This is a genomic window from Pseudomonas sp. Q12-87, assembly GCF_001269755.1.
Classification (GTDB): Bacteria; Pseudomonadota; Gammaproteobacteria; order Pseudomonadales; family Pseudomonadaceae; genus Aquipseudomonas; species Aquipseudomonas fluorescens_S.
On sequence record NZ_LHVI01000034.1, the window covers coordinates 62,592 to 76,538 of the forward strand.

The following is a 13,947-nucleotide window of genomic DNA, read 5'->3' on the forward strand; positions in this document are numbered from 1 at the left end:
CCGATCGAAATGTGGGAGCGAGCCTGCTCGCGAATGCAATCTGCCAGCGACGTTGATGGTGGCTGATACACCGCTTTCGCGAGCAGGCTCGCTCCCACATAAAGCGCCCCAGCAGCGCCTTACAGAATTTGAGGTTTTTGAAATGAATGTTTTGATCATTGGCAGCGGTGGCCGTGAACACGCCCTGGCCTGGAAAGTGGCCCAGGATCCGCGTGTGCAGAAGGTTTTCGTGGCTCCGGGCAATGCCGGTACCGCCATTGAAGCCAAGTGCGAAAACGTCGCCATCGACGTACTGGCCCTGGAACAATTGGCCGACTTCGCCGAGAAGAACGTCGCGCTGACCATCGTCGGCCCGGAAGTACCGCTGGTTGCCGGCGTAGTCGATCTGTTCCGCTCCCGTGGCCTGGACTGCTTCGGTCCGACCGCCGGCGCCGCGCAGTTGGAAGGCTCGAAAGCGTTCACCAAGGATTTCCTGGCGCGCCACAAGATCCCGACTGCCGACTACCAGAACTTCACCGAAATCGAACCGGCCCTGGCCTACCTGCGCGAGAAAGGCGCTCCGATCGTCATCAAGGCCGATGGCCTGGCCGCCGGTAAAGGCGTGATCGTTGCCATGACCCTGGCTGAAGCCGAAGACGCGGTGCGTGACATGCTGGCCGGCAACGCCTTCGGCGACGCGGGTTCGCGCGTGGTAATCGAAGAGTTCCTTGATGGCGAGGAAGCCAGCTTCATCGTCATGGTGGACGGCAAGAACGTCCTGCCGATGGCCACCAGCCAGGATCACAAGCGCGTCGGCGATGGCGACAGCGGCCCGAACACCGGCGGCATGGGTGCCTATTCCCCTGCCCCGGTGGTCACCGCCCAGGTGCATCAGCGGGTGATGGACCTGGTCATCTGGCCGACCGTGCGAGGCATGGCCGAAGAAGGCAATGTCTACACCGGTTTCCTGTATGCCGGCCTGATGATCGACAAGGCTGGTAACCCAAAAGTCATCGAATTCAACTGCCGTTTCGGCGATCCTGAGACCCAGCCGGTAATGCTGCGCTTGCAGTCGAGCCTGGTGCTGCTGGTCGAGGCCGCATTGGCCCAGGCGCTGGACAAGGTCGAAGCCCAATGGGATCCCCGTCCAAGCGTCGGTGTGGTACTGGCGGCCGGCGGCTACCCGGGCGACTACGCCAAGGGCAGCGCGATCCGGGGCCTGGATGCTGCAGCCCGGCTGGAAGGCAAAGTGTTCCATGCCGGCACTGCGTTGAAGGACGGGCAGGTGGTCACCGCCGGCGGACGCGTACTGTGCGCCACCGCCATGGGCGCCAGTGTCGACGCAGCTCAGCAGCAGGCCTACAAGCTCGCCGCCGAGATCGATTGGGAAGGTTGCTTCTACCGCAAGGACATTGGCTACCGCGCCATTGCCCGTGAACGTGGCGAAAGTCCGGAATAACCCGGTCATTCAGCCGGGCAGGGGCCTATGGCCCTTGCCTGACTGTTCCGGCGCCGCGCATAGTTATAATCTGGCATCAACCTACGAAGGGATTTCGCCGTGCGCTGGCTCAGGATTGCCATAGGCTTTACCGTTACCCTGCTGACGCTGCTCTGCGTGCTCCCGGCCCAGGCCGCGCCAGGCAGTGGCTGGGCGGTATTGCTCGATGAACAGGGCGACCTGAAACTCAGCGACATCCGCTCTGCCCGCTACACCAATCAATTCAGTCCCGTCGACCTGGACCGCCTCAGGGCGGCCGAACCCGGCGGGGCCTTGTGGCTCCGTTTCCGCCTGGCGCCCGACAGGCATGAACAGATCCTGCGAATTTTCGCCCCCGACCTGCTACGCCTGAATCTCTATGTGCTGGACGGCGACGCGCTGATCGACCAGCAAGTCAGCGGCAACTCGCTGCCCCATACCGAACCTACGGTGCCCAGCAACGACTTCATGTTGCCCCTGCCCCGCAGCGAGAAACCACTGGACGTCTACCTGCGACTGGCATCCCGGCATGAACTGCGCCCGTACGTGACCCTGCAATCGGCGGTCGTGGCGGCGGCCGACCAGAACCAGACGCTGGTCTATGGGCTGCTGTTCGGCTGCATCGCCATGCTGATCCTGCACAACCTCACCCGCTACGCCTATACCCGCTCGCGCAGTTGCCTGTGGCTGGCCGCCTGTGAAGGGCTGCTGATGCTGAGCCTGATCCTGCTGCTGAACCTGGCCGGGCCCTGGCTGCCCGACTGGCCGGAAGTCCAGACGCCAGGCGCCTACCTGGCCCTGCTGCTGACGGCACCCTGCGGCCTGATGTTCGCCTACCGTTTTTTCGCCCCCCTGGGCCCGCACCCGCTGAACCGGCTGCTGCTTGGGGACATCGTGTTCATCATGCTGTGCAGCCTGTTGCTGCTGTTCGTCAACACGCTGCCACTCAATATCATGACCTATGCCCTGGTGGCCCTGGCCGGCCTGAGCATGCTGTTCGTCAGCGCCTGGCACTGGCAAAAGGGCTACCGCCCGGCACGGCTGTTCGTCGCGGCCATGGTGGTCTTCAACCTGGGCACGCTGATCATCCTTCCCGCCTTGCAAGGGCTGACGGAAGTCCCGCCCCAGGGCCTGATCATCACGCTGCTGGTGTTCATCTGCATCAGTGGCCTGTTGATGAGTGTCGCCCTGGGCGAGCGCCAGCGTTCGATCAACGAAAGCCGCTTCAGCATCAGCCGCGACCTGGCGGCGAGCAACGCCGAGATCAATGCCAAGGCCGAGTTCCTGGCCAAGATCAGCCACGAGATCCGTACCCCGATGAACGGCGTGCTGGGCATGACCGAGTTGTTGCTGGGCACACCGCTGTCGGTCAAGCAGCGCGACTACGTGCAGACAATCCACAGCGCCGGCAATGAACTGCTGACCCTGATCAACGAGATTCTCGACATCTCCCGCCTCGAATCCGGGCAGATCGAACTGGATGACGTGCAGTTCGACCTCAACGCGTTGATCGAGGACTGCCTGAGCATCTTCCGCGCCAAGGCCGAACAGCAGAATGTCGAGCTGATCAGCTTCATCCAGCCGCAGGTGCCGCGCGTGATCAGCGGCGACCCGACGCGATTGCGCCAGGCACTGCTGAGCCTTTTGGAAAACGCCCTGAAAAAAACCGACGAGGGCGAGGTATTGATCGTCGTCGCCCTCGACGAACGCAGCAACCAGCCGCGCCTGCGCATTGCGGTGCAGGACAGCGGCTCGCCGATGGATGCCGAAGAACGGGATACGCTGATGCATGCAGAACTGCACAGCAAGAATTTCCTCTCGGCCACGCGCCTGGGCGGCAACCTGGGCCTGGTCATCGCTCGCCAGTTGATCATCCTGATGCACGGCGAGTTCGGCATCAAAAGCGGCAGCAGCCAGGGCAGTACCTTGTGGCTGACCTTGCCCCTGGATCCCGATCGCCTCGAACATCCGACTTCCGACCTCGATGGCCCGCTGCAAGGGGCACGGGTGTTGATCGTCGACGACAACGACACCTGCCGCAAAGTACTGGTGCAGCAGTGCAGCGCCTGGGGCCTGAACGTCAGCGCGGTGCCGTCCGGCAAGGAAGCCCTGGCACTGCTGCGCACCAAGGCGCACCTGCGCGACTATTTCGATGTGGTCCTGCTGGACCAGAACATGCCCGGCATGACCGGCATGCAACTGGCGGCCAAGATCAAGGAAGACCCGAGCCTGAACCACGACATCCTGTTGATCATGCTCACCGGCATCAGCAACGCGCCGAGCAAGATCGTGGCGCGCAACAGCGGCGTCAAGCGCATCCTCGCCAAGCCGGTGGCCGGCTATACCCTCAAGACGACCCTGGCGGACGAGTTGAACCAGCGCAACCGGGGCCAGGCCACGACCGTGCAGGCCAATGCCGGTCCGCCCACCCCGGTCAAGGTTCCGAGCGATTTCCGCATTCTCGTGGCCGAGGACAACAGCATTTCCACCAAGGTCATCCGGGGCATGCTCGGCAAGCTCAACCTGCAACCGGACACCGCCAGCAACGGCGAGGAAGCCCTCAAGGCCATGAAGGAGCAGCGCTACGACCTGGTCTTGATGGACTGCGAAATGCCGATCCTCGATGGCTTTTCCGCCACCCAGCAACTTCGCGCCTGGGAAGTCGGCAACCAACGGACCCGTACTCCGGTGGTGGCGCTCACCGCGCACATCCTCGCCGAGCACAAGGAGCGCGCCCGTCAGGCCGGGATGGATGGGCACATGGCCAAGCCGGTGGAGTTGTCACAGTTGCGCGAGCTGATCGAACACTGGGTGGCCCAGCGCGATCAGCAGAACCGTACCGCGCAAACCTCCTGAGCCGACAGGCGGTAAATCGCCTGTTAGACTTCCGTCGTCTTCCTCCGCCTTGAGCCTCGATCATGCTTCATGTGCTGTTCAGCGTTTACCTGAAGATGCTGGTGCTCTACAGCCCCTTCTTCGTGCTTTCGTGTTTTATCGGCCTGACGCGTGGCTATTCGCGTAAAGAACAACGGCGCCTGGCCTGGAAGGTCGCAACCGCGACGCTGGTGTCCAGCGTGTTGCTGTATTTGTTCGGGCGAGTGATTTTCAGCGTGTTCGGCATCACTGTGGATGCGTTCCGCATCGGCGCCGGCAGCGTATTGTTCATCTCGGCGCTGGGCATGGCCCAAGGCAAGTCGGCGGTACAGACTGACAATGTCCAGCAGGACGTCACCATCGTCCCGCTGACCATTCCATTGACCGTTGGCCCTGGCACCATCGGCGCCCTGCTGGTGATGGGCGTGAGCCAGCCGCACTGGGACGACAAACTCATGGCCATCATCAGCATCGCCCTGGCCAGCTTCACCGTCGGGGTGGTGCTCTACCTGTCCAGCCGCATCGAGCGGATTCTTGGCGACCAGGGCTTGCAGATCGTCAGCCGCCTGATGGGGCTGTTTGTGTGCGCGCTGGCGGCGCAGATTATTTTCACCGGAGTGAAAGGCTACCTGGTGCCGTAGCCCTGGCAGCGCCTGGGGTCAGGCGCGCTTGCGGCGGGCGAACCTTCGGCTCAGGACTTCCCGGCGATGCACGCCCAGATACTCTTCGATGTCCTGGCGGAACTCTTCGTAACGAACCGGGTTGAAGGTCACGAATGATTTGCCGCGGAAAATCTCTCGCGCTGAAGACTGCCAGTTCACGAAAAGAACCCCACCGTTACTCGAGGCGCCGGTCTGTTTTATCGAAGTGGACGAGGCGATCAGGATGCCGTTGGCCAATTGTTCGCACGGGATGACCGATAGGCGTGCACCGTCAGCCGTCTTGACCTGATTGTTGAACAGACTGATGGTCTGCTCATCGCGCTTCAAGCCATCGATCGTGGTGTTCACCACCGCCCCCAGTACCGTCGCGGCCGGCACGCTGGCCTTCACACCCTCGATGATCCCCTTGACGATATCGCTGATGACAAAATCCATGTCCACCCGCCGGGTACTTTCGGAATAACGGGTATAGCCGTCATCGGCGACAAAGCAGCCCAGGTCATGCAGGCACTGGATGAACGCGTCGTACCACGCCCGGGTATTCTTGCCGCCGGGCACTTCGAAATTGGCTTCCATAATGGCCATGGTCATCAGGTTTTCCATGATCGCCATGTTATTGAGCGACATGTTGTTGCCATAGCCAACAAGCGCATCGCCTAGCATAAGCGCGTCCATGTCCTTGGTCGGGCTGTCAGGCTGATCCAGCGACCGGCGTACACGCCGCCCCGTAACGGCCAGCGTCCTGCGCCGGTTTATACGGGCCTGAATCAACTCAACACTTTGCGCCACACTGATCGAACTTTCGAACTGTTCCATAATCGTCTTCCTTGTTGTGAGTTAACGTTCGCTCCTGCGAACCAGCCTCAATCTAATTCACACTTCCCAAAAACAACAACACCAACTAATTGCAACATATGTAGCCCACAACGCCTGCCACAACTTCAACATCCGGACTTATATTCACGCCCATCCGCACGAGAAGAGCATTCATTATGACCTGTCCAGAAAGTGCGACAGCACACTCAACTTAGCGGAAAGCTTTCATGAATAATGGACTATTAACCGGGCTGGTCACCGGCCCCAATCTGTTCTCGTATATCGGCGCACCGTCCCTGCCCGACCACAACGACATCGCCGATTGCAATAACGTCGCCACCCGATCAGCCGATCTCGGCCATCATCGCTACGCAGATCCCAAGGGCTGGTTCGAAGAATATGCCCGCACCTTGGACTTCCTCGGTTGGTCGCTGTATGGCGACTCCATCCACACACGGACACAACATATTGTCTCGGGCTCCGTGGCTGATTTCCTTGTGGAGAGCGCCTACGCGATGAAGGATGCACGGCAGGCAAACGCGATGATCGATACCCTCGACACATTGAAGACCGATCACCCGGCCCTACTCTCCTTTGACAACGAAACCCAGGAAGGCGAGACGTTCCAAGTTGTCCCGGCCCGATACGACGCACAAGGCAACCTGCATATTGCCCTGTTCAAACTTGAACTGAGTGTTGAAGTAAAAAGACGCAGCTTCCTGTTCTGGAATTGGGAAAAACGCTCGGCCAGGATTATCCAGCGCAGGGCTTTTTTGAAGCTGGACAGACGGGAACTCAACAGCAAAAGAGCGCTTGTCGACAGGTTAGTGAATGAACACTTGATGAGACGATTCAACTTAAGAAAATGATCGTCCAGCGGGTTGCGGGTGATAACACCTGCAACCCTCCTTTATTCAAAGCCCACGCGTAGATGGACTGCCTGGGATCAATCCACCGAGTTGGTTTCCACCTCGGGGGACACCTCCAACAACGCTTGCAGCGTGACGCCGTTCGAGACGTCCTGCAGGGCGCTCAACCGCTCCACTAACGTTGAAACGGCATAATGTCGATGCTCACCGAAACTGAGCAGCACATCGCCACGCAAGGTGACGTCCGCCGCATACACTTGGCGAAGAATCAGACTATGTCCGCTGTTGGGATCAAGGATAACCAGGTGCTCCTGGACCCTGCTGAGCAATAACTCATCAGGCTCATCCAGCTCCCAGACCAACTTGCCGGGAACAGTCACCGGGCCGCCCAGCGGAGGCCGGCAGTCGAGGACGACCGACTTGATTCTCAACCAGGCCGTCCTGGACAGTCGGTAACTCACCGCGCCCTGGCCCATGCGCAGGACCAAGACCCCGACGTCATCCGGCATCAACGCCACGAGATCATCGACCTTCGATTCCTGGCTCTCGACCACCAGCACTTCGCCGTCACGCTGGACATAACTCAGCGGCCCGCCCAGGCCCGTATCTGGCAGGGCAAGCAGCCTTCCATTGCTGCTTTCATGAAGCAGTACATTGGTCTGCCGCTGGGTCCCCAATACATCGAACGATTCCGGGATGGCGGCCTTGGGAACCCGGATCACCCGTTCCGTCCCGGTCACGAACCACTTCAGGCTACCGGACTCCTCCACCGACAACAGCGGACTATGGGGCACCCGGGCGACCAACTGCCTGAGGCCGTCGATCTCCCGCCCCCCTTGAGTGGCGACCCACTCCCGAGTGACACCGGTGATCCGTGCCGGCTCCCCATCGCGCAACACGACCACCACGCCGTCGAGTGTCACGCCGCGCAAGCCAGCCCCCTCGACCGTCAGTTCGCCAAACTGCCAGGGCGCCCATTCACGTTGCGGTTGGGGTAGCGCTTCCGATTGCAGCAATTGCGAACCCTCGCCGAAGGCAGCGTCGAGTGCCTGCGGATCGATAAACCCCTGGCGATAGATTTCGCCACTCGCCACGTCGAACAACCAGGCCGCCTCGCTATCCGGGGTGGCCCCCAGTAGCCGCAGCTCCGTTGCGCTACCTAAGTCAGCCAGCAGCAACCGGTTGCCGACGTACCAGGCGCACAACCGCTCGTCACCGCTAACGTTGGTCAAACCGATGAGGACAAGACTTTTACTCCCGTGCCGCTGGGCCAACGTGTCCAGTTCCGACCACCACTGTGCCCGGCCCTTGAACCACTGTTCCCTAACGCCAGCCAGCGCCAGGTCACCTTGGCCACTCAGGTTGTAGAACACGCCTCCCGAGGTCAGCGCCACGTAGCCACCGTCAACGGCGATGACATTTTCCAGGCTAGGGGTGTTGGTCCACCTGTTGGACCAATGCCCCTTGCCCTCCACCAGAGTACGCCGCCTGCTGCACAGTTCCTGTTTGAGCCTGTCGTAGATGACAAACACATCGCTATCATCCGGTGGTGCAAGCAGCGTCAGATCGGTCATGTTCTTGATCGAGTCGGGCCATCCACGCGGCTGGTTTCGCCTCGGCGCGGGACGGATGATCAAGCGGTCACTGCGGCGAACCCAGGCCATGTCCCGCCATTGCGCGTCGGACTTCCAACAGATCGAAACGAAGGGCGCCGGCTGCCAATTGACGGTGACAAAAGTGTCCTCCGGGTTGGTATTCGGCGTCAGGGGCAGGCTGTCGCCCAGCACCTGCGACCAGTCGGCCAGCGTCTCGCTGGCGCTCAAGGCCGGTTCCATTGCCAGATCCAGCTCTCGCGTGTTTGAACTGAGCAGCAGCTGCCCATCATGGATCACATACCTCAGCACATCGACGGTCTGGTCCGCGCGGGTGACTTGCTGGACGACATGAATCACTCCTTGGGCGTCCGCCTCGATGCTCTTGATGGTGCTTACCAGGTTGCTGGTGCTGCGCAACCAATACCGATGGCTCAATAACCCGGTGAGCGCATCGACTTGCCAGATGATCAGGGTCTGCGGATTGTAGAAATAGCAGGCACTGCCCACCACCGCCCCCAACAGCGCCTCACCGGCACCCGGCAGATCATCGCGGATATAAAGGAAACGGTCCTCCTTCGCGTCATACCAGGCGGTGATCCGGCGGGGCTCGTCCGGGTCCTCAAACGGAATGAGGTGGTGGCTAATCGGTGTGTACGCCATCGCTAGACGGTGGTCTCGAGCCAGGGCCTTGAAATGATCCTGCAACGTTTGCTGATCCATGTCGGGCGGTGCGTCCAGTTCCAAAAGCACCAGCGTGCGATTGGCCAAATCAACCTTGAATATTTGATTGTCGGCGAGCCGCAGTGAAATTTCATGGCGCCACCCTCCAACGATCGTCACCTGAACGTCGTCGATGAAAAACTTATCGTAACTCTCAATCCTTATCTCTTGCTCCGAGGCCCAGGAGGCGTCCATAAACCAAGTGGACACCTGCAGGCTCGTCGATTCCAGGCTCAGTCTCACGCCGGGGTGAATGACCAATGCGCATCGTTTGCCGGCCCCCTGGATTTTATAAGCGATCATGTTGTGCCAAATCGGCGGAATAAGAGGCACCACCAGTGAACGGTCAGCACTGTCGAGCACCACGTCGATCACCGTTTGCCGATAATCGGGAACCATGCGACGGACGATGTACTCGCTGGGAAACGAATAAAAGGAAAACTGAAATTGCCAGCTGCCGTCCGCTTTCCTTTTCTCCAGGCGTCGCGCCGTGTCGAACCCGGTGTCATGACGCGATGTCGCGAATGGCAGGGCGATGTACTCATAGCGGTAACAGGTTTGCGGTGTGCAGGGCAGTACGATGACTTGGCCGGCAGGTGGCTTGAATGCAACTTGACCCGGCAGACCTAGATCTCGACGAATGTTAATGGCCCGATCGTAATCGAGCTCTATCGTTGGCACCCCAAAATGATCGCGTTGTGGATAGAGCTTGGGGCTGTCCAACATCAATGCGCCCCGAGTCAGATCTAGCGTCTGGACGATCAACGAGGAGCGCGGCAGCCATGCACCCTGCCTGGCATCAAACCGGTACGCCTGCAGATGAGCCTTGGCGATATCATCGAATAACAACCCGACCTCTTTGGCTTCTTCGGCGACGATAGCAAAACCCTGGGCCAGCGCCCCCACCCCCACCGCCAACCCACCCAGGATCACAGCGGCGCCACCAAGCACCGCGCCAGCGGTCGTGGCACCAACGGCGTATGCGCCCACCGACAACACCAGGCTGGCCGAATCGAAAGCCAATTGGGTGCCGAACTGAGCGCGTTCAACATCGTTGTAGGCCGTCGACAATTGGTAGATGTCGAACCCGACATTGGCCAACTGCAACAATCCCCCGGTCGCTTCGCTCACGCTAGAGCCGACCGCTGCCTTGACCACTGGCGCGACGGTACGGGCAATCAGTTTCTCTTCGGCCAGCGCCTGCCTAACCAGGCCGACTAGGCCCGCGATATCCACCACGTTGCCATGCGCCAACTGCGCGTAGTTGACATAGGCGTGCAAGCGGACCGCCAGGGTCAGGGGCCGACCAGACCCCTCTTGGCTTCGCAACGCGTTCATCAGCGCCTGTATGGCGAAACCGGCGTTCAGCGTGTGGACACTCCCCACCTCGGTGGGATCGCTTGGCACGAAGGGTTTGTTGGCCAATGCCGAAAACTGTTCCGAGAGGTAGCTTTTTATCCGCAGGAGCCGATGGTCATCCGTGACGACCCGGACCAGTTGCTCAGGATTGACCGGATCGATCAGGCTCACCCGGTACGCCCCATCCGGCGTGACCTCCAGCGTGTCGAACAACGGCACAAGATGAGCCGCCAGTTGGTTTTCCTGCTGGAGCCGGCTCGTCGCTTGTTCGATCTGCCGGCTCCACCAATGTCCATCCAGGGCCAGTAGACAGCTGCCCAGCCGAGGATTGTTCTGCAACGACTGCCCACGGGCGCTGGCCAACCGCTGCCTCATAGGGCGTTGCGACTGCCCAGGCAAGGCGCCGGGTTGCAGCAGATGCTCCACCGTGAACCCATCGGACAGCTGCAAGGCCGAGACCTTTTCATTTTGCAGGTCGATCAGATCGAATTCCGGTCGGTTTTCAGAACCATAGGCGGCGTAATAGCGGGCCATGCCCTCTTTCTGGAAAAAATGCTCCAAGCCACGCAGGAATGCCTCCGGGCCCTCGAACTTGCACAGGCCAAAATTGGGGTCGAAAAAATGATAGAGGGAGCGTTCTGCGCTGACGGTCTTGGCCACCAGCATTGAATGGTTGTCCGAGTTGAGCAATAGCGTACGGGGGCCAATGTGCTTCTCGAGCGCGGCAGTGACCCGATCAAGGTTCGCCTGTCCAAGCGACGTACCGACGTCACTCATCGGTACGTCCCGCAGGGCTTCCAGCGCGTGGAGGAAGCCTTGGGAATCGTCTTGCTCCGGTTCGAGCACAGCCAGGAAGAAACGCTCGCGTAAAAGTCCGGAGGCGCTATCACCTTGGGCCAGCGCCGCGCTCATCACCAGCGCCAACGGATAGCAGCGCCCCCCAATCGCCTCGCCATCGCGATTGAGCAACAAATCCTGAGGAACCATTTGAACGCCGTTGTGCCCGAATCCGTCAAGCAACTGCCCTGACCGCTCAATAACCTCGATACGATGCTCAAGGGCGGCCACTTTCTGGATTCGCGCCACCTGACGTCCCCACTGGAACAAGGTCCGTGCCTCCTTCAAGGCGGTTTTTTTCAGTTCCAGTGCGCTGTCGGACGGCATCGACGCGTAAGCCGGATCGCCTCCCAGGCCGCTCATGAATCGTGCGGCCTTGCGCTTGTACAGCTGCCGCTCGATGGCCGCATAACGTCCGGAAACGCCCTGTTCGGCTACGCCGTTGGCCAGGTTTTCCAGCTCGCTGGTGGCTGCATTGAAATGCGGGTTATCCAGGGAGTCCATCCCCAGTAGCAGGCCCAGCGACAACCGCTGCAAAGGACTCGCTTCAATGAAGCGGCGGGCGCCACTGGCGATGTCACTCAGCACTTCATCAATTCCCTGGTCGCGGATTTTTTCATCGCTCAGGAAGACCGGAACAAGCGCGTCAGGTGACTGGCTCTTGATGAGCTGGCGATCATCGAAACTCAGCGGCAGTGGCTTATCAAAACGGATTTCACCGTCATGCCCCTGGCGCATCGCTTCGATGAATGGCTCGCCGAGCCCCTCGGCCAAGCGTTCCAGCACGTCGGTCAGCAGCACCGCCCGCCCTTCGATCAGCGGCCAGCCCTGCTGGAACTCGACCGTAGACTGCTTGAGCAAGTGCGCGATATCGCCGCTGTAGCGCGCCTTATACTGACCCTCACGCCAACGCGCGCGCTCCTCGCGGACCCATTTCTCGGCATCGTTGCCGTTGGCCTTCCAGGAGTGATCCTGCTCCTCTTCGGTAGCACCGTTAACCGTCCGGTTGGGTGCAATGGCCGCCTCCTTGCGCAAGGTTGCGGCCGCCTCAGCGCTCAAGTGCGCCTTCGCGTAGTCGACCATGCCGTCGCGCATGGCTCCAGGGCCCGTCAGATGAATGGTGCCCTCACTCTCGAGCCGAATACCGTCGCCAAAATGAGTCGCTACGGCCGTTACCAGGGCAATCGCGGCGGGCACTTGCTCCATCGGCAGTTCGCTCAGCGGCCCATAGGTTTTTTCGAATACCTCCTCCGCCACATCCAACATGGCAGCCACATCGCTCGATGAAACACCACGCTGGGCCGCCAACCGCATCGAGGCATCGATCAGTTCGTAATTGGACCGAAAGCGATCGATCACCGTTTGGAGTATCTCGGCGCCTGGATGAGCCATCAAAAACGCGTTGGATAACGCCTGTTCCATGGCGAGAGCCCGAAGCGCAAAGGGCCGGGCAAGCCGTTGCTCCGGTGCCTCGAAGACCTCGCCCAGACGCGGCCGGCTCTTCGCGAAAGTTTCCAATGCTGGAAAATACTCAGTTGGAATCCCCCCGTAATAATGGGAGGAGGCCTGGCGACCAGGCATCCACTCGGGATTGTTGTTCAGCAACAGTTGCAGGAGTCCCAGGCGGGCCTCACGGTCAAAACCACTGATATCAACGGTGCCCAGCGTGTTCGACAATGGCGGAAGGTGGTCGATATCGGTATGACTGCCGCCTTCGGCAAACAGGACTTCGGCGCGCACGACATCAGACGCTGCCGCCATGTTTCCACTCAACCGCATTTCCCTTTCATAGATATCTTGTAACTGTAAAGAAATGGCGCCGGCAGCCAAGTCGCGCAACTCGAAGTCGCTCATGTCCAATACACTGCGACGATTGCGTTCCAATTGTTCTCGCAGCTCTACCGCATCCTGGCCGTAGGCGCGCACCAGTAAATCTATCCGGGCCTCATCGGCGGACTCACCACTAGCTACGGCTTTATTAATATGCGCATACATTTGTTGTTTCAAAACAACGGCGCGCCTTTCGTACGCGGCACCCAATTCAGTTTCGGAAATAGTGTCTTCAACTCCTTGCAGGAATACATCCGCCTTGGCCGATTCGACAATAAGTTTATTGGTTTGCCAAGCCAGGAGCGCATCACTGTCGTACCACAAGTTCAAGGTATAACCCTGCGGAGCCAAGACCTGTTTCCACACATTGAGGTAGTCGCGTTGAATACCACCGAGCCCACCACCCAGCCACGTAAAGTTCAATGTCCTGGGAACCTCCGTGGCAACCTGCTTCATCTGCTCGGCACTGAATTGAAGGCGCGCTTCATGACTTTCGATCCTGCTATATATCTGCGGCAGGTCCGGTCCGGTGCCAATAGGGCCTGAAGTGCGCACATCCAGGCTGCGCCGTGTCCGACGGTTGCCGAGGAACCCGGCCAACGTCTGTTTCAAGAGCCCTAATGGCTCGAGCAACCTCCGGGATTCCGGCATACCGACACAGGCGAAGTAGTAGCGGATGACCGCATCGTATTGCTCACTGTTTTTGTACGGCAACAACACCCGCTCAAGATCTGATAATTTGAAAAGACTGATGAACTTGACCAAACCGTCACTGTTTAAGCTTTCTGCTTCCTGCATAAAAGACACTCCTTATTTACTTAACTCATAAACAGACCAAAACAAACATAAAAATATATGCCGCAACAGGCCGTGCTAAAAGACAGGCAAACTACCGCTTAAAATCCAACCGTTCAAACAGGAAGGCTTTC

General features: G+C 59.7%; 6 protein-coding genes. 4 read left to right on the top strand and 2 right to left on the bottom strand.

From position 1 onward, the window contains the following. Positions 1-142 precede the first annotated feature (142 nt). From purD to AD663_RS24765, 3 genes are all read left to right on the top strand, one after another. Positions 143-1,438: a phosphoribosylamine--glycine ligase gene (gene purD, locus AD663_RS24755; RefSeq protein WP_003186241.1), complete on the top strand. Its 1,296-nt coding sequence runs from the start codon at positions 143-145 to the stop codon at positions 1,436-1,438. Between the two features lie 99 nt (positions 1,439-1,537). Then, positions 1,538-4,312, top strand: a complete 2,775-nt coding sequence (locus AD663_RS24760) for a hybrid sensor histidine kinase/response regulator (RefSeq protein WP_003186244.1) — start codon at positions 1,538-1,540, stop codon at positions 4,310-4,312. Between the two features lie 62 nt (positions 4,313-4,374). Continuing rightward, entirely contained in the window at positions 4,375-4,971 is a 597-nt protein-coding gene (locus AD663_RS24765; RefSeq protein WP_003186248.1) for a MarC family protein, read from the top strand. 18 nt (positions 4,972-4,989) lie between these two features. Here the strand turns inward: AD663_RS24765 and AD663_RS24770 are convergent, their stop codons facing one another. Next, the gene (locus tag AD663_RS24770; protein ID WP_053214707.1) at positions 4,990-5,808 is read right to left on the bottom strand and encodes a hypothetical protein; all 819 of its coding nucleotides are present in this window, start codon (positions 5,806-5,808) and stop codon (positions 4,990-4,992) included. A gap of 227 nt (positions 5,809-6,035) precedes the next feature. Here AD663_RS24770 and AD663_RS24775 point away from each other — a divergent pair, with 227 nt between their 5' ends. Next, positions 6,036-6,677, top strand: coding sequence for a hypothetical protein (locus AD663_RS24775; RefSeq protein WP_053214708.1), 642 nt, complete (start codon positions 6,036-6,038; stop codon positions 6,675-6,677). A 77-nt stretch (positions 6,678-6,754) separates the two neighbouring features. On the opposite strand, the gene AD663_RS24780 is transcribed toward AD663_RS24775, so the two are convergent. Further along, positions 6,755-13,816 (bottom strand): TcdA/TcdB pore-forming domain-containing protein, encoded by a 7,062-nt coding sequence (locus AD663_RS24780; RefSeq protein ID WP_053214709.1) that lies wholly within the window; start codon positions 13,814-13,816, stop codon positions 6,755-6,757. Positions 13,817-13,947 lie beyond the last annotated feature (131 nt).